The sequence below is a fragment of the Blautia sp. LMAG:89 genome, assembly GCF_008679485.1.
GTDB classification, from domain to species: Bacteria; Bacillota; Clostridia; order Lachnospirales; family Lachnospiraceae; genus Blautia_A; species Blautia_A fusiformis.
In genome coordinates this window covers 321621-339492 of the sequence record NZ_NANC01000003.1, presented here as the reverse complement: position 1 = coordinate 339492, position 17872 = coordinate 321621, and the positions used below count along the sequence as shown (strand labels likewise).

Below are 17872 nucleotides of genomic sequence, written 5' to 3'. Positions count from 1 at the left end.
CTTACAGTATATGCAGAAGAAAAATGACGGTTCCCTCCAAAGTTCCGATCAGGCCATCCGTTTCAGCATTCCCTGGGTCAGACGTACGCTGTGCTCAATTGCAAGCTTTTCAAAAGCCGGATAATCCATGTTTGCACTATTATCTGCTTTATCTGAGATAGCACGGATGATCAGGAATGGAATCCCGTTAAGAGCTGCTGCCTGTCCGATCGCTGCGCCCTCCATCTCAACAGCATAGGCGCTGAATTCCTTTACAATATTATCTTTTACACCCTGATCACATACAAACTGATCTCCGGAAGCAATTCTTCCTTCAAAAACCCTGATCTCCGGATTTACTTCCTCGCATACATCATGTGCGATCTTACGAAGGCACTCATCTGCCTGGAAGGAAAACTCTTTCATCTGCGGGATCTGTCCCTTCGGATATCCGAATCCGGTTGCATCCATATCATGATGAAGAACATCTGTGGAAAGTACGATATCTCCAATATTGATATCATTGTTAAGGCTTCCTGCGATACCGGTATTGATCACCGCTTCCACCTGAAAGAGATCTGCCAGGATCTGGGTGCACATGCCGGCATTTACCTTACCAATCCCGGACTGTACCACAACTACCTTCTTTCCTTCCAGAACACCCTCATAAAAATCCATTCCGGCTCTGGTAGTAATGGATACATTCTCCATAACCTCTTTCAGTCTTGCTACTTCCTGTTCCATTGCTCCTATGATTCCAACACATTTCATGATCTGTAAATCCTCTCTTTCAATATGATATCCCGCTGAATTTCACAGTTTTTTCCGTTCAGCAGTATCTTTTTCTTTTTCTACATTGTTCATTATAACAAATTTTATTTTTTATGGAAACTTTTTTTGAGAGATGCTATAATCGATAAATAAACAGAACAGGAGGTAACCAGAATGGTTTATAAGACAAAAGGCGTCTGTGCTCAGGGAATTGAGTTCGAGATCGACGATAATAAAAAAGTTCACAATATCAAGTTTACAGGCGGATGTTCCGGAAACACACAGGGTGTTGCACAGCTTGCAGAGGGAATGGATGCAAATGAAGTGATCTCCCGTCTGGAAGGCATCCGCTGCGGATTCAAACCAACTTCATGCCCGGATCAGCTTGCAAAAGCCATCCGCCAGGCATTGAACGAAGGCTGATCTCATATAATCTTATTTTGTATATCGGATTTATCATCACCCTGCGAAAAATTTCCGCAGGGTGATTTTAGAATGATCTGACAAAATAATTGTTTCAATGTTATCTTTGTTATCCGGTTAAATGTCCGTTCTATCCCACTTGTCACACAGTGACTGGATATCTCTTGCAAAACGATCCAGATCTTTATTGGGGCAGCCTTCATTCTTCCGGATCACGGACATCAGGCGACGTCCCATAGCCAGCAGCTTCTCATATGCACGGGCAGCCTTGGTTGTTTTCGGCGAAGCAGTTGCCTTTACGATCCGAATACCAACAGTCTCATGGATACACCGGTTCTCCAGAAGATCATATTCTGTTCCACTAAAGGGTGCCGTTGCATCATACCCAAGCTCTTCTTTAAGCCTCTGGGCAAAAATCTCCGTCACCGTATCATCACCATGCGTAACAAATACGTGTTTTGGTCTCGTCTCAAAGGCTTTCGCCCATTCTATAAGTCCGTTTACATCAGCATGACCGCTTATTCCCGGCATTTTGCAGATTTCAGCAGCCACCTGCACAGTCTCACCAAACAGCTTCATCTCCACAGCACCTTCCAGCAATGCCCGTCCCGGAGTTCCGATAGCCTGGTATCCAACAAAAAGAATGGTATTTCTGGGATTCCACAGATTGTGTTTCAGATGATGTTTGATACGACCAGCATCACACATACCGCTGGCAGAAATGATCACCTTGCAGTCCTCATCAAAATTGATAGCTCTGGAATCATCGGTAGTAACGGAGGTCTTCAATCCCTGGAAGGATAACGGATTGATACCTTTATTCAAAAGATCCATTGCTTCCTCATCATAGCAGGTATATGCATTCTCACTGAAAATCGTAGTTGCCTCATTGGCAAGGGGACTGTCTACATATACCGTAAAACCATCATGGCCGTGAACCAGTCCCTGTTCTTTGATCTGTCGGATAAAATACAGCATTTCCTGAGTACGGCCTACTGCAAAGGACGGGATCACCAAACTGCCGCCTCTGTCAAAGGTCCTCTGGATGATCTCTGCCAGTATTGCCGGATAATCCGGACGTTCTCCATGACTGCGGTCTCCGTAGGTAGATTCCATCACAACATAATCTGCCTCTCGGATATATACCGGATCCCTGATCAGCGGCTGATTGATATTTCCGATATCGCCGGAAAAAACGATCTTTTCTGTTTTGTCCTCTTCCGTCATCCAGACTTCAATACTGCTAGAGCCAAGAAGATGTCCTGCATCCACAAATCTTACTTCGATTCCCTCTGCCGGTTTGATGATCTTATCATATGGGCATCTGACGAAGTTCCGGAGCACACCCATGGCATCTTCCATAGTGTATGCAGGAATAAATTCCGGTTTTCCTTCTCTCCGCCCCTTTCGGTTTCTCCACTCAGCCTCGAACATCTGGATATGTGCGCTGTCACGAAGCATGATATCGCAGAGATTACAAGTTGCCTCTGTCGCATAGATCGGCCCCTGATAGCCTTTTGCATACAAGGCCGGAAGATTTCCGGAATGATCCATGTGTGCATGTGTCAGAAGCACAAAATCCAGATCACCCGGAGCCACCGGAAGCTCCTTATTTTCATAATAATCCGGTCCCTGCTCCATTCCATAATCCACCAGAAACTTCCGTCCTGCCGCTTCCAGATAATAACAGCTTCCAGTTACCTCATGCGTAGCACCGATAAATGTTATCTTCATGCACAAGCCCCCTTTTCCGTCCCACGTTCTGAAATTTCCATATCAAAAAAAGCCTGAAGGATCTCTCTGTGATATCCGATCATCCAGAAACGCTGTGATATACAATTCCAAGAAGAAATAATCGACTTTTTGTTTATTAACGGTTTGTTATTGTATTTATTATACACGAAATATATGTTTTTTGACAGTCTTTTTGTGAAATATGTTTCTTTTTTTAAGGGGATTTTTTTAGATTTTTTGATATTATTCAGAATTTTTAGACATTCCCCAGCGAAGGTAATGTAAAGTTTACTGGATTTTTTATTTTTTTGGGGGTGTGGCATCGCTGGGGGGTGTGTTATTTTGTTGATTTATTATTTTACAAGAATACCATTGGTTAGAGTCCTTGTTGCCTCCTTGCTACCATCTTTCGCTGCATGATAGCCTCGTACACGATAATAATATCCACTTGGAACAATAACTGTAATATCTCTAACTAAATTACTTGCATTTGATGCTGTAAAACTCCAGTTTTTATATGTAGAATATGTTCCATTTACTTTTCTTTCCAAGTAAACGTCCAAATAAACTTTATCGCATACATGATGACACTGAGTAATTCCCGTAATAATAACTTTATTACTTGCTAATTTCTTTATGGTTGTCGTTCCAAAATTTAAATTATTACCACGTAAAACACTATACGTTGTATCTTCAGCGTAATCCGCATCTGTATCTGTTTCCACTGAAAAATCATCTGATAAACTTTCTGCCATTGCAGGAACTGCAAATAACACACTGCAGCAACATACTAAAAGCAACATACTTATTATTTTTTTCATTTTCTCTTTCATGTAATGTCTTTCCTCCTTTAAACTTTCATTACAATATATATACGATTTTAAAGACATTTAATCGCGCTAAAACTTGATATTTTTTACTAATTTTATAAATTCACTTTGCTGCATCTTACCACTTATCTGATAAAATACTGAATCTTTCTCCCAATATGCCGCATAATTTTCCTTCTTGTCATTTTTATCTTGTATTTTCTTTATAGTGATATTGATATTTTCATTTTTCATCTTTACCGTTGCAATTTCTTTTCCGTCCAGAATATACGCCCCGCTTTTACGCTCATCCGAATAATCATTAATATATAACGTAACAATTTCCTGCCCATAATAATATTCCATTATTGCATATCCTGATTTAACATTAACGTTGTAACTTCTAAACTCAAAATTTTCAGGACGATACAATATCAGCGGTATGTCTAAATCCAGTTCTTCTTCAATATCATCTATCGCTGTCTGCTCATCTTCACATTCTTTCTCATTCGTTCTATCATTATCTACCACAATCTTCGTATCATCCCCAACCCAATACCTCACAGAATCAATAAAATAACTCCTGTTCGCCTGGCTGGTCATGCTTGCGGCGAAGATACCGGCTGAGCATACAAGTACTGCTGCCGCTACGCGAGCTGCTTTATGACTTTTCTTTTCGGGCAGATAAACGATTTTTACATTCTCTTTATGATCATCAGTTTTAATACTGTCAGTTTCGTCTTCTTTGTAAACACCATCTGCTTTCAGTTTTTCTACAAGCCTCTGATAAGCAGCCTTTGCCTCCTCTTCTGTTTCTCCATCATCAGGAATCACTCCATCTGGAAACAGGATTTTTTCCATCTCTTCGGTTTCTTTTTCATATTCTTCTGCCAACCATTTTTTCAGTTCAGCATCCCTGAAATTTTCCATTATTTTTCTCCTGTAATCCTATCTTTCCTTGACAATTCCTCCGTTAGAGTTCATATTTAATGATAGTATATGACTATTCAGGAGGAATCCAAATGAAACACATCGTACTTACCGGCGGTGGTACTGCCGGACATGTAACTCCAAATATTGCCCTGATTCCAAAGCTCAGGGAGCTTGGTTATAAGATTTCCTACATCGGTTCCTACGAAGGAATCGAAAAAAAACTGATCGAAGAACTTGGAATCCCATATTATGGAATCTCATCCGGAAAGCTGAGACGTTACTTCGATCTCAAAAACTTCTCTGACCCTTTTCGTGTACTGAAGGGATTCAGCCAGGCCAGAAAGATTCTGAAAGAGCTGAAACCGGACGTTGTTTTTTCCAAGGGCGGTTTCGTTACGGTTCCCGTTGTGATCGCGGCCAAACGTTTAAAAATCCCCGCATTGATCCACGAGTCCGACATGACTCCAGGTCTTGCCAATAAACTCTGTCTCTCTTCTGCATCCAGAATCTGCTGTAATTTTCCTGAGACAGTCGCCAATCTTCCAGCTGACAAAGCAGTTCTTACAGGAACTCCGATCCGCCAGGAACTTCTTTCCGGAAATGCGGAAAACGGTCGTAAATTCTGTGGTTTCACTGCTGACAAACCGGTACTTATGGTTATTGGTGGTAGTCTGGGAGCTGCTTCTGTCAATGATAATGTCCGCAAGATCCTCCCTGAACTTCTGAAGGAATTCCAGGTTGTTCATCTCTGCGGAAAGGGAAAAACCGATGAATCTCTCAACGGTACTGCCGGATACGTCCAGTATGAATATATCCAGGACGAGCTTCCGGATCTGTTTGCCATGGCTGATATCGTGATCTCCCGCGCAGGCGCTAACGCAATCTGTGAGATCCGCGAACTTCATAAGCCAAATCTTCTGATCCCGCTTTCTGCCAAAGCCAGTCGTGGTGACCAGATCCTTAACGCTCGATCCTTCGAACGCCAGGGCTTCAGTAAAGTGCTGGAAGAAGAGGAGATTACAGAAGAAAAGCTTCTGGAAACCATCCGCCAGCTCTATACCAATCGTCAGAAATATACAGATGCTATGGCAGGAAACGGCCAGGTAGATTCCATCAGTAAGATCACTGATCTTATTGAAGAATGCGCCAGAGCCTGACTATATTTCCACAACAGCCATATGAAAACTCTGCCACTCCCTTCCGGGCTGGCAGGGTTTTCTTTTATTCGTATACTTTGCGAAATTCTTCCTGCAGCCAGCGCTTCGCTTTATATATCCTGTTATTGACACCACTTTTCGTCAGACCATATTCTTCTGCAACTGTTTCAACGGAAATCTCCAGATATTTGACCTGAATTAAGATCTCATAATTTATCGGCTGTTTCTTTCGAAATCTTCTCAGCACCATATACATAAATTCTTTCTTCTCTTTACGCAGAAATACCTCTTCCGCATCAACCGAATTCTGTTCTTCCAGAAATGCCGCAACTTCTTCCTGACAGACAAACTCATGCTTGGAGCTTGATTTCTTTATATAATCCAAAGCCTTATTCATAGATGCCCTCTTGATCAGAGAAAACATCATCTTTTCATTATCAATATTCAGGCCATCCTTTATAGTATACATTTTGTAAAGTACATCCTGACTGACATCATCAGCAATACTCCAGTCATGGAGAACCCCATACGCATACCCTCTGGATATTTTTCGGTATTTAAGATAAAACTCTTCAAATGTCTGATTATTCATTTTTCCTCTTTAGTGGCTATTTGTCATTCTTTAATTTTCTTTAAGATTTCATCTCTCACCTCATCGCTGAGTTCTCCGGGTTTCCAAGTTAAACCAACACCATCTCCCTCATATCTCGGAATCAGATGCATGTGAAAATGAAACACAGTCTGTCCTGCGATCTCTCCATTGTTCTGCACAACATTAAATCCATCACAGTTCAGTGCATCTCTCAGCTTTCCTGCCATTTTTTTAGCCAGGATCATTGCTTTTCCGGCAGTCTCATCCGGAAGTTCATAAATATTCGCTGCATGCTTTTTCGGCAGGATCAATGAGTGTCCTTTGCTTGCCGGTCCCAGATCCAGAATCACGCGAAATTCCTCATCCTCATAAAGTGTTGCTGATGGAATCTCTCCATTTGCGATTTTACAAAATATGCAATCTCCCATTATTTTGTCCTCCTTGTTTGCAAAATTATTTTATCTATATTCTTATTTTGTCGTATTTTCTCGAATTTTTCAATACTGTTCTTGTTGATATTTGAAATTTCTGATGTTAATATTTTTTCGAGGTGATAATATGTGCAACGATACTACAGTCAGTAAATTGAAAAACGATTTTCATTATACACTTTCAAAATTTTCACATGAACTCCGGAATCCTCTGACTCTTATTAACAGCGGACTCCAGATGATCGCATCTGCACATCCTGAGGTCAAAGAATATGCGCACTGGGATGATGTTATGGATAATCTTGATTATGTAAAAGAACTTCTTGATGAACTTTCTGCATTTAATAATGCAGGCCATGTCAAAAGAGAAAACATTGACACCTGCAGCTACCTCCGAACGATCCTTTCCTCCATAAAACCTACTCTGGATTATCTGGAGATCACACTTGAAACAGATATTCCGGATTCATTGCCATCGATGGCTCTTGACCGGATCCGTGTCCGGCAGATGCTTCTGAATCTTCTGAAAAACGCATGGGAAGCCGTTCCTATTCCCGGAGGAAAGATTTCTTTTTCTGTCATTCCGGAAAATTCCGGCATCCGCATTGATATCCGGGATAACGGATGTGGAATCTCAAAGGAACAGCAGGCTACGATATTTCAGCCATTTTTTACAACCAAAGAATCCGGGACCGGCCTTGGCCTTGCTGTTTCAAAACAGATCGCTCAGGCACACAGTGGAGACATCACGCTTGAGAGCGCTCCCGGTCAGGGAACTGTTTTCCATATTTTTCTGGGATGATAAAGAATTACAGCGATCAGGAAACCACTCAACAAACCGCCTATATGCGCTACGTTATCTACGCCTTCACTTGCAAATCCGAAATACAGTGAAAATGCGGCCATGATAAGCATCTGTCTGACAGTCAGATCCGCCACTCTTCCTCTGTGCCGTATGATCACATAGATCATACCGCCCATGACTGCAAAAACAGCTCCGGAAGCTCCTGCAGATAAAGAAGCGTTTCCTGCATACATATCAAAAAACAAAGAGAGCATATTTCCGCCCAGACCACCAAATATATAGATCAGAAAAAATTTTATCTTTCCTGTTACCGGTTCCAGTCTCTGGCCAAGCACAAACAGAACCAGCATATTATTGATCAGATGCGGCGCACCAAAATGCAGAAACATACTGCTAAACAACCGATACCACTGTCCCTGTTCCAGGATCAGCGGTGCATAAGCAGCACCGCATTCCAGCATATGCTGCCCGTTCTCCGAGCCGCCGGTAAATTCCACCACAAGAAAGATCAGCGTATTTATGAGGATCAGTAAAACTGTCACAGGTTCTTTTTTTATTTCTTCCAATTCCGGCCTCTTTCCACAGCGGTTCCGGAAATATTTCCCATAACTCGCTGTTATAATCTGAAAATTCGAATTTATTTCATTATTTTAACAGATTTTCATCAGGCGGACAACCTACGGTCCCATATTAGTACGATACAAAACTGGATTTTTCGCTCTGTTATTTCAAAAAAATATAACGGGCCTGTGCAAAATCGACTTCATCCTCATCCTCCAGCAAATAATCTTCTCCTGTTTTCAGAAGCTGTCCATTTACAGAAGTCCCATTTCTGGAGTTCAGATCTGCCAGATAATATGCCCCCTCCCTTTTTCGGATCTTGGCATGGATCCTGCTGACAGTTGGTATATTGATCACTGCATCCGCCGCAGTTTCCAGTTTTCCGATCACTGTGATATCTCTTTCCAGATAAATGGTAGCCAATTCCCCCGGTTCCCGGCTTACTAATGTAGCAGGACCTTTGGATGCACCTGCCGAAAGAACTACTGTTTCACCAAATCCATCTAAAAAATCTTCCGCTTTTGTCGGGATATTTTTTTTGATCTTTTCCAGTTCTTTTCTGCTGTCACCGGCATTGCTCCCTGACAGCGTACCAGATTCTTTCTGATCTTCAGAATATACAGCTGCCTCTTTTTCCGCCGCACCATATTTCTGCTCAGGCACCGGCGTATCCAGTTTTTTCTTTTTTCCACAGACTTTTTTGATCAAAATATAGCTCAGCATCCCCAGTATCATTGCTGCAAGAATTCCCAGAAGAAAAATTTCTTTGCTTATTCTTGGAATATATCCGCCGGCCATTCCTGCCGTAATTCCCAGAAGAAGCACCAATGCTGCACCAAATCCAGCCACTGGCTTCCATATTTTGTTTGTTTTCCGCTTCTGTGAGTCCGCTGAAGATTTTTTCTGTTTTTCATTTCCGGACACACTGGCTCTTTCCCAGCCTTCCACCTGCCACAGATCCTCTGCTTTTTCCTCCTCCGTCATCCTGTTTTCTTCCTGGACCACTGTTTTCTTTTTTTCATATGGAGAAAAATCTTCCTCGTCACTGATACATATTTTATATAACTCTTCCTTGATGTATTCCAGATGAAAACTGTCCTCCAGTGCACGTCTGTATACATTATATCCCAACATGACCGCTTTTCCGTCTTCATGATCCAGCTTTGGAAGGATATACTCCGCAAGACTCTGAAACTGTTTCTGTATTTCCCCATGAAATCCCGGAAGATAACAAAATCGGACACTTTTTCTTTCCGCATCCAGATAGATATATTCCGGTTCCAGGATCAGCTGACAGGGATTCAAAAGATACTCGGACATTTCTTCCATGATCTGTATAAAGCCTCCCAGTATCACCTGAAGCGACTCCAGATCCATCTTTTTTTCCTCAAAAAGTGCAGTCATGGAATGCCTGGAAGTTATATCATAATACACCATGAATTTTCCGTCGATTCCCTGTATCCGACACTGAAGAAGATCAGGCACAGCATTGGCCACGATCATCCTTACCTGGTAAGAATCTGTATCAATCCTCTCTTCTCCTGTCAGGATCAGGTAATTATGATTCATATCTCTTTTATATTCCGTTCTCATTTTATGGCGTCACCTCTCCCAGCATATCCACAGTTCCTTTTACCTTGCGGATCCATCCCACAGGCCGCAGAGGCTTTGCCTTACCACTGACTTCCAGCTTCCATTTCTGCCCCAGGAACCCGGCAGGTACTTCCAGTCTGTAAGTTACTTTCACAGTTTTTCCTGCATTTGTCTGCATGCTCAGATTCTCTCCTCCCGGCAGCCCGATATCTCCCAGCATTCTACCCTGTATATCCGCCTTTTCATATATGTTCCCTTTCTTTTTATATCCTTCCATACTGCCGTTGACTGCTGCCTCATAAGCTGCCGCAGTAAGATATGCTCTGTCATGTACAAAAAAATCCAGATACAGCACTCCGATCAGTATCATAAGCACCAGAGGCATGAGCAATGCAGCTTCTATTGTAAAGCTCCCCTTTTTTATTTTTCTCACAAAAATATCCCTCCCAAATATCCGATCAGCAGAAACGGTACAAAAGGAATTTCCTCACTTCGACTCTTTTTTAGCATAAGATACTCAATGCCTGAGTAGATTCCGCACAACAATAATGCCCCACAGAGGATCCCTGCCAGTTCTCCGGCTCCCAGCACAGAGCCCATTGTCAGTATTAGCAATCCGTCTCCAAATCCGACCATTCCTCCACTGATCAAAGCGATCAAAATTATAAATACTCCAATTCCCATGGAAATAATCCCTGCCGGCCAGAGAAGTCCCTGCCTGATTCGCCACAGGATCCCGCCTGCCAGAAAAATAAAAAGCACCGGTAAACAGATTTCTTTTTTTCGGATATCTGTCCATGTATTAATTCCAAGAAGTACAGTCATGCAAATTTTTACACTGCTCATGATCTCTCCCTTCAGCCACATCGCCCGCAGGCACTCATTTCACCGGAAACCTCTGTTTCTTTCACCATCCGTACAGATCGTTTCAATGCGCTGCAGCTTTCCCTGTTATGAAAACGGTTACTCTTTTTTGTGATATATACCACTCCGGCCGGTTCCTGCCCACGACTGCACAGCTCACAGGCCTGATACTTTTCTCCATATGCATTTTTTAAAGCTTTAACCGAAGAGCCTGATATCTGCTGAACAGACAGATTCAGATAACTGCACCCCAGTTTTCTGTGATACACACTTCCTGATTCTGTCACATACACCATAGGCTGGCTCTCCACTGTATCCTTTCCATTTTCGTATATCACACCATTCCACGTATGAACCTTTACCGTATTATGGAACCATATTTTAGGAAGCGGGATCAGACCGCCTATGGGCTGATAGGAATATACGTCCGGCAATGTGATCGTTTCTGTACCTGAACCGCCGGCACCATACGCATACATACCTGCTTCCTTTGCTTTCTGGCACAAGCCGGTCAGATGCTCCGTCTGTACCTTATAAATATCCATAAAAGAAAGCAGCGTGAGCACTCCGAAAAAAAACAGCGGCAAAGCCATCGCAGTCTCCAGAGTGAGACTTGCTTTTTTCAGAAAGGTGCACAGGGATACTTTTCCAGAAAGCGTTTTCCGGCTTATCGGGGAAAGCAGGAAAAAAGCTCTTCGAGAGCGCCTTTCTCTTTTTTGATCCAGTCTGTTTATCTGATTTTTATCTTCTTTTTCTTTCTGAAAAAGCATCCCTGTACACCTCTCTTTCTATTCATACGCATACTGACGTGTAACTGTAAATATTTTCCGTCTGTTTGCTTTTACATCTGCAGACGCTTCCATGGCAGTGATGCAGTGATCCATCTGAAAACCCGGTCTTTTTCCCTTTTCACGTACAGAGCACTCGATCATATCCATTCCTCTCAGAACTTTATCCTGTTTTCCTTTCGCCATAAGCAGAACCTGAAGATAATCCTCATAAGACATTCCATTCCCTGCATCCTTTCTTGAAGAATCCAGTTTGTCCAGGATATTGGGCAGATTACTCAAAGACAGCTGCCAGTCTGAGGAATTTTTTATAAGAGGTACATGTCCTCCTGCAAAAAGTTCCCGGACATCCAGAATACTCTCCGCAAATGCCCAGCAAAAGATCAGTGCCGCTTCGATCACTGCTGCCGCCGGTGGGATCAGAAAACCTGATGCAATCGCCAGCGCCAGTGTTTCGACCTGTATCCGTTTTCCACCATCTGAAAGCAGATACGCCATGTTAACCCCCTGACGGATCACCAGAAGTTTTCCTGCCACGGACTTCAGATTTTCCCGATCACTGTTCTTCCCTCCAAGAATATATTCCACCTGATAATTTAAGCCCGCCGCTGCCGGTCTTCGATAATTTCCCAGTTTCTTTAACAGATACTGTCCAAACAATATTCCGGACGTATACGAATTATCGGATCGTATATCCGTATCCAACATTAGTCCTGTCTGGAGCTTTCTTCCGGATGTAAGGCTTTTTCTGTCTGTAACCGCATCCGATATTCCCCGTTCGGATGGTACTACCAGATCAAGAAGTCCCATTTTACGGACTCTTCTGATGATTGGAATAGGATTTTCCACGCTTTCATCAACACCGCCGGTAAAATCATCCCCATTTCCTGCATCCGAAAAATCTCCCTGGTTTTTTTGTTGTTCCTGTTCTTTTTTGGCTTCTTCGCTCTTCTGCGCGGCGTCCGTAATAGCAGAATCATAGGAATCCAACGTTCCTTTATTTTCTGCCTGTTCTCCTTTTTTCTCTGCATCCTCTGTCTTCTTTTCCTGATCCTTCAGTTTTCCGAGAAGAGTCTGTACCCCCTGGCTTCCCAGAGTTTCACGCATATACTGAACAGCCTGCTGGTAAAAAATCTCGCCTTTTCCGTCGCTCAGAAGCTGATAACCATTGAATCCGCCCTGGAGAAGCTCCAGTTTCTGACTGTTCTGTTTCAATACAGGTTTCATATAAGTCTGAAAATCATCATATACAGAAGCCATATCCAGTTCTTCTTTTCCACCTGCATACAGTGCAAACAGCTCATAATCTTCCAAAAGCGTTCGGTCATACTGTCCAAATAAGGAATATAAGCCAATATCCATACTGTTAAGTATCTGTGTCCTGGCAGCTGCCATGCGTACAGATTCAATGCTGGCACACACAAGAGAAAGAACCAGGCTCAAGATCAGAGCCAGAAAGATCGTAATGCTGCCTTTTTTCACATTTCCTGCCAAGGGGTACCTCTCCTTTCCAAAACGGAAATATCAGCAGATATCACCGTTTTTTCTCATTTTCAGATCGTGTTGCTTTGTTTTGTGATTTTTGTAAGGATTTTTTTAACAAGTGCTGTAAGCTGTTCCTTAAAGATGATGACCAGACTGATCAGAACCACCAGAATCAGGATGATCTCCACAACACCCACAGCATCCTCTTCCATCGCAAATTCTTTTACATACTTCCACATATTTTCATTTGTCACCTCACATTTCCTTTCTCTGCTCTCCGGTCCTACCCTCCGTAAAAGGAAAGACATGCCGGAAGCATGATCACCGCCATCACCACCAGGAGCATCAGGACCATCGGAAGAAGCAGTTTTGTTGCTGCTGTATCTCCCAGCACTCTTGCTTTTCTTTTTCGCTCCTCCCAGGCTTCCACGGATTCCTTTTCCAGCAGATCGGCCAGATACCTGCTTCCTTTCTGGAGGTTCTGGATCAGTAGTGTTGACAGAGTTTTATACTTTACCTGTCCGCACCGTTCTCCAAATCTCCGGTAAGCCTCTGATTCGGAAATCCCACTGTCCATCTCATAACAGGCTACTCGGATTTCTTCGTAAGCCTCACGTTTTTTACCATCTTCTCTCTTTCCGTAATCCAGTGCTATTTTCTGGAACGCTTTTCTGGCAGTTAAGCCTGCCTGCACCAGAAGGGTAAATTTCATGATCAGTCCTGGATAATCCATCAGCATCTGTTCTCTTCTTTTTATCTGAGCATTCTGTTCTTCCCTTTTTTTTGCAATGACAGCTGCTGCCGCTGCTGCCAGACCAAGAGCTGAAAGCAGGTTTCCTGTTTTGTCTTTTGGCTGCTCCCATTCAATATGTTTTCCATTCCATTCATCTGGAAGATAATAGTACTGCGGATCGTTTTTTTTCTGATTATGTTGTACGATCATGTCCTGCAGCTCTTTCTCGCGCTGCTGTTCTTCGCTAAGTTCTGTTTCCGGTTCTTCTTCGGATCCTTCTGTTTCTTTTTCCGGCACCTGCACATACAGGGAACCGGCTTCTTCTCCGTCTACAGATACTTTGAATTTCTCTTCATAAGCACCTGTCTCCTCTTTTTCCATACGGTATCCGGATGAATAAACCTTATCTCCGCCACTTTGAAATGTCAGGAGCATACCGATGATATTTCCGGTAAGCGCTATCCGTATAAACAGTTTCTTTTCTTCCGGATTTCCGGCTTCCGGAGGCAGTCGCCCCATTTTTCCTGCCAGAAACACCCCAAGGATCACCATAAATATCAAAATATGTATCCACATTATCCTCACCTACACTTCTATGTCTACAATCTTCACACCCAGCCAGTAAGACAAGCCATAGATCACCATGCAAACTGTCATGGCACAGATTCCGAAAGGATTCCCATAAAGTACATCCAAAAATCCCGGCGAAGTCAGTTTCAGATAGCAGATGATACCGGCCGGCATGATACTCATAACCATCTGTTCCGATTTCTTTGCGGCCAGCGTTGCCTCGATCTCTTTTTTTACCTCGATCTTATCACTAAGCATTCTGGCTACTTTCTGGATCACCTGCGTCATATCCCCGCCTGTTCTTTTTGCTGTATAAAATACTGCTGCGAAATTTTCAATATCTTCCACTCCGCTGCGTTTTCCCAGATCCAGGAACAGCTCTTCCACCGGAACACTCAGACGCAACTGGCTTTCGATATACCGAAATTCATCCAGGATATCACTTCCCTTTTCATAAAGTCTCCCCAGATCCTTTACACTGGCACGCACCGCATTCTCCGCGGAATAGCCGGCCTGTACCGCCACATTCATGGCCGTCAGAGCATCCCGGAACTGGTAATTCAGCTCCCTCTGCTGCCGTGCAGTGCATTTTTTCCTCTGCATTTTCAGAAAAAGCACTGGTATTGGAAGCATAAACAGCAACACAGGAAGGCTCTGATAAAACAGATAGTCGGCTGCAGCGCATACGGCAGCTCCCTCCAGAAGATACTTTGCGGTCTCCTTCCCCGTAAAATGATACATCCTGTAATCTTTCCTCGTAGATCTCCATTTCTGATTCTTTCCTTTCCGCTCTTTCATAGTCTGATTCCTGCCCGTTTCATTTTTTCACAATGCAAAAGTTCTCCGGTTTTTACAAGTCCCTTTCCTTCTTCCCAGCGATACAGCGGCCTGGTCTGGATCTCTCCGTTTTCAAATCCACATACTTCTGTGATTTCCAGCAGCTTTCTGCTTTTATCCCGCATACGCCCGAGATGTACCAGAATGTCTACCCCGGAAGCAATCTGCCTTCGGATCGCTTCCAGGGGAAGATCGATCCCCATCAATGTCATCGTTTCAATTCTGGAAAGCATATCCTGACTGCTGTTTGCATGAAGTGTTGAAAGGCTTCCATCATGTCCCGTATTCAGGCTCTGCAGCATATCCACTGCCTCTCCTCCACGGACTTCCCCTACAATTATCCTATCCGGTCTCATTCGAAGGGCTGACCGGATCAGATCTCGGATCGTTACTGACACCGCGCCCGCCATATTGGCCATTTTTGCCTCCAGACATACCAGGTTATCAATTCCCCGGATCTTAAGCTCCGCATTATCTTCAATGGTGATCAGGCGCTCATCTTTTGGAATATATTCTGTAACAGCTCCAAGGAATGTTGTTTTTCCACTGCCTGTACCTCCACCGATCACAATAGAATATCTTGCCTGAACAAGTTTTTTTAAAAACTGTGCACATTCTTCGGTGATGCTTCCAAAAGCGATCAGTTTTTCCATTGTGATAGGATCATCCGGAAAACGACGGATCGTCAGGATCGGACCATTCAGAGCAACCGGATAAACCACTGCATTCACACGTGCTCCGTTTTCCAGCCTTGCATCTACAATGGGCATGGACTCGTTGACAACCCGGTTACAGCGCCCTACGATCTGCTGGATCACATCCTCCAGCTTCTCTTCTGACGTGAAGACCTTATTCCATCTGGTCAGTTTTCCTCCACGTTCCACAAAAATATGATCCGGACCATTTACCATGATCTCCGTAACACTTTCATCATCGATCAGTTCCTGCAGAACATCCAGCTTGCGCACAGAACAGAACAGCTCCTGTCTGAGCTCTACTTTCTCCTTCAGTGAAAGAAACAGTTCCCTTGCCTGAGTTAATATCAGTTCATCGATCACCCCCAGGATCTCATCATCGGACAGCTCTCTGGAAACATCCAGCTGTTCCATGAGCAGATCATACATTTCCCGGAATTTTTCTCTGTTCATGACCGCTCCTTTCTCAAAAGTTCACGGATATAATCTCCCAGTTCACTCCAGACCAGCTGTTCTACGTAAGCGTCAGAAGAGATCCTATCCATATGAAAGGGCAGATGCACCTTTTCTGTTTTTTCCAGGATCTTTTCTTTATTCCAGATACGCAGAAGATTTTCGAATTGTGTCACCTTACAGACAGAAAGTGTGTCATTCAAAACCGGCATATAGATTTTTCTGCACATTTCCAGAAGCCGGAAATCCTCATCTCCATTTTCTCCCATATCCAGGATCAGCACTTCATAGGAACTGTGAAATACGATCTCCTGCAACAGCCGCTCCCAGTCTTCCCAGTCCACGGTCCGGATATCTGAAGGTGTTCTTACAGGCGGTATAAAATCCAGATTGTTTACTGTCTGGATCATTCCGTTCATTCTATGGATTAGGTTTTCATTTCCCTGGCGAACATAATAAAACAGATCACTCAGATTAGCCGGAAATTTTTTCCCAAGAAGTTCTTCAAAACCAGAATAGGATTCCAGATTCAGATAAAGAACGGCACGTTCTTTCGCCAGTATCTGTCCCAGCGCAAGTGCAAAGGATGTCTTCAGACACCTGCCAAGAGGAGAAAAAACACCGATGATCTCCATTGTCTTTTTCAACACAGGAAAAGTTACCGGATCAAGAGACTTCTCTTCTCCATAGCAGGCCATCACCTCCCTTATCACATCTGAGGAGGATTGATATTTATACACACTTGAATACTGATCCAGTTCCGGAGGATGCACACCCTCTGAAAGAATGATGATCTTTCCGATGCCAAGGTCACGGACTTCTTTTCGCATTGCTTTATCGGAAATCAGCAGCAACTCAATATGATTTTCTTTTCCGTAGGCAATGAGACTTTCCGCCGTGGTAAATGCCTGGATCTCAAACGGAAGATTCTTTTTCTGGTTCAGATAATCCATAAAATTGAAAGCATAATCCACCTCCAGATCACAGACTGCAAATATGTTTTTCTTCAATACACACCTCCTGCATAAAGCACCGCACTCAAAAATATGGGTACCGTAAAATGAAAGTTCTCCGGAAAGCTCATCCCCTTTCTGTAATAAGGACGTATCTCACCGGTACAGTAAAACTCATTCATATACTGATATAAATAAAGGAATCGTCGGCGGATACCGCCTGTAGAAATAAGAATTGCCAGAGAAATGCCTGCACCTGCAAGCAGAGAATAAACAATACATTCCATAACTGTCCGCGGCCCCATGATCCCGCCAAGTGCGCACAGAAGCTTGATATCTCCGGCGCCGATCATATGGAATATAAAAAGGATTCCCAAAAGAAGCACCGGCACGGCCACTCCTGCCAAAAAGATCACTCCACCTTTCAGCCCGTTTTCTGTGATCTGGATCAGGAAACCGATCATAAAAGAAAAAAGGATCCATCCATTATCTACAGATGCATCTTTAAGATCCATCCAGACCGCCATCGCAGATATCACCACGGATAATTCTCCATAAAGAAACATACACGCCCCCTTTCCTTCTTAAAATATATGTTTATTCAGTTATAATAAAAATGGGATTTCCCGCCTGACCTGGCGGTGATCGATACCAGAAGATCTCTGGTGAAATTAATTATAGAATTTCAGGAGCATTTTGTCCAGCA

At 43.3% G+C, this 17872-nt stretch carries 21 protein-coding genes; 3 read left to right on the top strand and 18 right to left on the bottom strand.

Translation table 11 applies throughout. The features are described 5' to 3' along the window. Window positions 1-48 precede the first annotated feature (48 nt). Complete coding sequence (locus CCC70_RS01840) at window positions 49-750, bottom strand: 5'-methylthioadenosine/adenosylhomocysteine nucleosidase (protein WP_015525635.1); 702 nt, start codon at window positions 748-750, stop codon at window positions 49-51. A 174-nt stretch (window positions 751-924) separates the two neighbouring features. On the opposite strand from CCC70_RS01840, the gene CCC70_RS01835 reads away from it, so the two are divergent. Further along, window positions 925-1173, top strand: coding sequence for a TIGR03905 family TSCPD domain-containing protein (locus CCC70_RS01835; protein ID WP_110102758.1), 249 nt, complete (start codon window positions 925-927; stop codon window positions 1171-1173). 117 nt (window positions 1174-1290) lie between these two features. Here the strand turns inward: CCC70_RS01835 and CCC70_RS01830 are convergent, their stop codons facing one another. From CCC70_RS01830 to CCC70_RS01820, 3 genes are all read right to left on the bottom strand, one after another. Next, entirely contained in the window at window positions 1291-2907 is a 1617-nt protein-coding gene (locus CCC70_RS01830; RefSeq protein WP_287084152.1) for an MBL fold metallo-hydrolase RNA specificity domain-containing protein, read from the bottom strand. A gap of 353 nt (window positions 2908-3260) precedes the next feature. After that, window positions 3261-3740 carry a DUF6147 family protein gene (locus CCC70_RS01825; RefSeq protein WP_287084151.1) on the bottom strand — a complete coding sequence of 160 codons (480 nt, stop codon included), beginning with the start codon at window positions 3738-3740 and terminating at the stop codon, window positions 3261-3263. A gap of 66 nt (window positions 3741-3806) precedes the next feature. After that, window positions 3807-4646 carry a DUF4367 domain-containing protein gene (locus tag CCC70_RS01820; RefSeq protein ID WP_287084150.1) on the bottom strand — a complete coding sequence of 280 codons (840 nt, stop codon included), beginning with the start codon at window positions 4644-4646 and terminating at the stop codon, window positions 3807-3809. Between the two features lie 92 nt (window positions 4647-4738). On the opposite strand from CCC70_RS01820, the gene CCC70_RS01815 reads away from it, so the two are divergent. Then, window positions 4739-5806: an undecaprenyldiphospho-muramoylpentapeptide beta-N-acetylglucosaminyltransferase gene (locus CCC70_RS01815; protein WP_287084149.1), complete on the top strand. Its 1068-nt coding sequence runs from the start codon at window positions 4739-4741 to the stop codon at window positions 5804-5806. Between the two features lie 64 nt (window positions 5807-5870). Here the strand turns inward: CCC70_RS01815 and CCC70_RS01810 are convergent, their stop codons facing one another. Then, window positions 5871-6398: an RNA polymerase sigma factor gene (locus CCC70_RS01810; RefSeq protein ID WP_059086207.1), complete on the bottom strand. Its 528-nt coding sequence runs from the start codon at window positions 6396-6398 to the stop codon at window positions 5871-5873. A 23-nt stretch (window positions 6399-6421) separates the two neighbouring features. Then, on the bottom strand, window positions 6422-6826 hold the full coding sequence (locus tag CCC70_RS01805; RefSeq protein WP_015525628.1) for an HIT family protein: 405 nt from the start codon (window positions 6824-6826) through the stop codon (window positions 6422-6424). 130 nt (window positions 6827-6956) lie between these two features. Here CCC70_RS01805 and CCC70_RS01800 point away from each other — a divergent pair, with 130 nt between their 5' ends. Then, complete coding sequence (locus tag CCC70_RS01800; protein ID WP_287084148.1) at window positions 6957-7631, top strand: two-component system sensor histidine kinase NtrB; 675 nt, start codon at window positions 6957-6959, stop codon at window positions 7629-7631. On the opposite strand, the gene CCC70_RS01795 is transcribed toward CCC70_RS01800, so the two are convergent. The 12 genes from CCC70_RS01795 to CCC70_RS01740 all read right to left on the bottom strand — a co-directional run bounded on the left by CCC70_RS01795 (window position 7598) and on the right by CCC70_RS01740 (window position 17732). Next, complete coding sequence (locus CCC70_RS01795; RefSeq protein WP_114001496.1) at window positions 7598-8200, bottom strand: rhomboid family intramembrane serine protease; 603 nt, start codon at window positions 8198-8200, stop codon at window positions 7598-7600. The two genes, CCC70_RS01800 and CCC70_RS01795, sit on opposite strands and share 34 nt — an antisense overlap. 157 nt (window positions 8201-8357) lie before the next feature. Further along, the gene (locus tag CCC70_RS01790; RefSeq protein ID WP_287084147.1) at window positions 8358-9788 is read right to left on the bottom strand and encodes a DUF6382 domain-containing protein; all 1431 of its coding nucleotides are present in this window, start codon (window positions 9786-9788) and stop codon (window positions 8358-8360) included. A gap of 1 nt (window position 9789) precedes the next feature. Next, entirely contained in the window at window positions 9790-10221 is a 432-nt protein-coding gene (locus CCC70_RS01785) for a TadE family protein (protein ID WP_287084146.1), read from the bottom strand. Continuing rightward, on the bottom strand, window positions 10218-10634 hold the full coding sequence (locus CCC70_RS01780) for a prepilin peptidase (protein ID WP_215638149.1): 417 nt from the start codon (window positions 10632-10634) through the stop codon (window positions 10218-10220). Before CCC70_RS01780 ends, CCC70_RS01785 begins: the two co-directional genes overlap by 4 nt. A gap of 11 nt (window positions 10635-10645) precedes the next feature. Next, the gene (locus CCC70_RS01775; RefSeq protein ID WP_242981814.1) at window positions 10646-11245 is read right to left on the bottom strand and encodes a hypothetical protein; all 600 of its coding nucleotides are present in this window, start codon (window positions 11243-11245) and stop codon (window positions 10646-10648) included. Between the two features lie 195 nt (window positions 11246-11440). Continuing rightward, window positions 11441-12934, bottom strand: coding sequence for a DUF5702 domain-containing protein (locus tag CCC70_RS01770; RefSeq protein WP_022426241.1), 1494 nt, complete (start codon window positions 12932-12934; stop codon window positions 11441-11443). A 59-nt stretch (window positions 12935-12993) separates the two neighbouring features. Beyond that, complete coding sequence (locus tag CCC70_RS01765; protein ID WP_044962312.1) at window positions 12994-13164, bottom strand: Flp1 family type IVb pilin; 171 nt, start codon at window positions 13162-13164, stop codon at window positions 12994-12996. Window positions 13165-13208: 44 nt separating this feature from the next. Next, window positions 13209-14234: a type II secretion system F family protein gene (locus tag CCC70_RS01760; protein ID WP_278654924.1), complete on the bottom strand. Its 1026-nt coding sequence runs from the start codon at window positions 14232-14234 to the stop codon at window positions 13209-13211. Between the two features lie 9 nt (window positions 14235-14243). Then, window positions 14244-15026 carry a type II secretion system F family protein gene (locus CCC70_RS01755; protein WP_021652832.1) on the bottom strand — a complete coding sequence of 261 codons (783 nt, stop codon included), beginning with the start codon at window positions 15024-15026 and terminating at the stop codon, window positions 14244-14246. After that, entirely contained in the window at window positions 15023-16213 is a 1191-nt protein-coding gene (locus tag CCC70_RS01750; RefSeq protein WP_092071684.1) for a CpaF family protein, read from the bottom strand. Before CCC70_RS01750 ends, CCC70_RS01755 begins: the two co-directional genes overlap by 4 nt. Beyond that, window positions 16210-17223 carry a hypothetical protein gene (locus CCC70_RS01745; protein WP_287084145.1) on the bottom strand — a complete coding sequence of 338 codons (1014 nt, stop codon included), beginning with the start codon at window positions 17221-17223 and terminating at the stop codon, window positions 16210-16212. The genes CCC70_RS01750 and CCC70_RS01745 overlap by 4 nt, the downstream gene beginning before the upstream one ends. Beyond that, complete coding sequence (locus CCC70_RS01740) at window positions 17220-17732, bottom strand: prepilin peptidase (RefSeq protein ID WP_022427135.1); 513 nt, start codon at window positions 17730-17732, stop codon at window positions 17220-17222. Before CCC70_RS01740 ends, CCC70_RS01745 begins: the two co-directional genes overlap by 4 nt. Between the last annotated feature and the right edge of the window lie 140 nt (window positions 17733-17872).

Bases quoted from the DNA above. Each gene is read 5' to 3' on its own strand.
- CCC70_RS01840 (WP_015525635.1), bottom strand. From the start codon at position 750: ATGAAATGTGTTGGAATCATAGGAGCAATGGAACAGGAAGTAGCAAGA.
- CCC70_RS01835 (WP_110102758.1), top strand. From the start codon at position 925: ATGGTTTATAAGACAAAAGGCGTCTGTGCTCAGGGAATTGAGTTCGAG.
- CCC70_RS01830 (WP_287084152.1), bottom strand. From the start codon at position 2,907: ATGAAGATAACATTTATCGGTGCTACGCATGAGGTAACTGGAAGCTGT.
- CCC70_RS01825 (WP_287084151.1), bottom strand. From the start codon at position 3,740: ATGAAAGAGAAAATGAAAAAAATAATAAGTATGTTGCTTTTAGTATGT.
- CCC70_RS01820 (WP_287084150.1), bottom strand. From the start codon at position 4,646: ATGGAAAATTTCAGGGATGCTGAACTGAAAAAATGGTTGGCAGAAGAA.
- CCC70_RS01815 (WP_287084149.1), top strand. From the start codon at position 4,739: ATGAAACACATCGTACTTACCGGCGGTGGTACTGCCGGACATGTAACT.
- CCC70_RS01810 (WP_059086207.1), bottom strand. From the start codon at position 6,398: ATGAATAATCAGACATTTGAAGAGTTTTATCTTAAATACCGAAAAATA.
- CCC70_RS01805 (WP_015525628.1), bottom strand. From the start codon at position 6,826: ATGGGAGATTGCATATTTTGTAAAATCGCAAATGGAGAGATTCCATCA.
- CCC70_RS01800 (WP_287084148.1), top strand. From the start codon at position 6,957: ATGTGCAACGATACTACAGTCAGTAAATTGAAAAACGATTTTCATTAT.
- CCC70_RS01790 (WP_287084147.1), bottom strand. From the start codon at position 9,788: ATGAGAACGGAATATAAAAGAGATATGAATCATAATTACCTGATCCTG.
- CCC70_RS01780 (WP_215638149.1), bottom strand. From the start codon at position 10,634: ATGAGCAGTGTAAAAATTTGCATGACTGTACTTCTTGGAATTAATACA.
- CCC70_RS01775 (WP_242981814.1), bottom strand. From the start codon at position 11,245: ATGGCTTTGCCGCTGTTTTTTTTCGGAGTGCTCACGCTGCTTTCTTTT.
- CCC70_RS01765 (WP_044962312.1), bottom strand. From the start codon at position 13,164: ATGTGGAAGTATGTAAAAGAATTTGCGATGGAAGAGGATGCTGTGGGT.
- CCC70_RS01760 (WP_278654924.1), bottom strand. From the start codon at position 14,234: ATGTGGATACATATTTTGATATTTATGGTGATCCTTGGGGTGTTTCTG.
- CCC70_RS01755 (WP_021652832.1), bottom strand. From the start codon at position 15,026: ATGAAAGAGCGGAAAGGAAAGAATCAGAAATGGAGATCTACGAGGAAA.
- CCC70_RS01750 (WP_092071684.1), bottom strand. From the start codon at position 16,213: ATGAACAGAGAAAAATTCCGGGAAATGTATGATCTGCTCATGGAACAG.
- CCC70_RS01740 (WP_022427135.1), bottom strand. From the start codon at position 17,732: ATGTTTCTTTATGGAGAATTATCCGTGGTGATATCTGCGATGGCGGTC.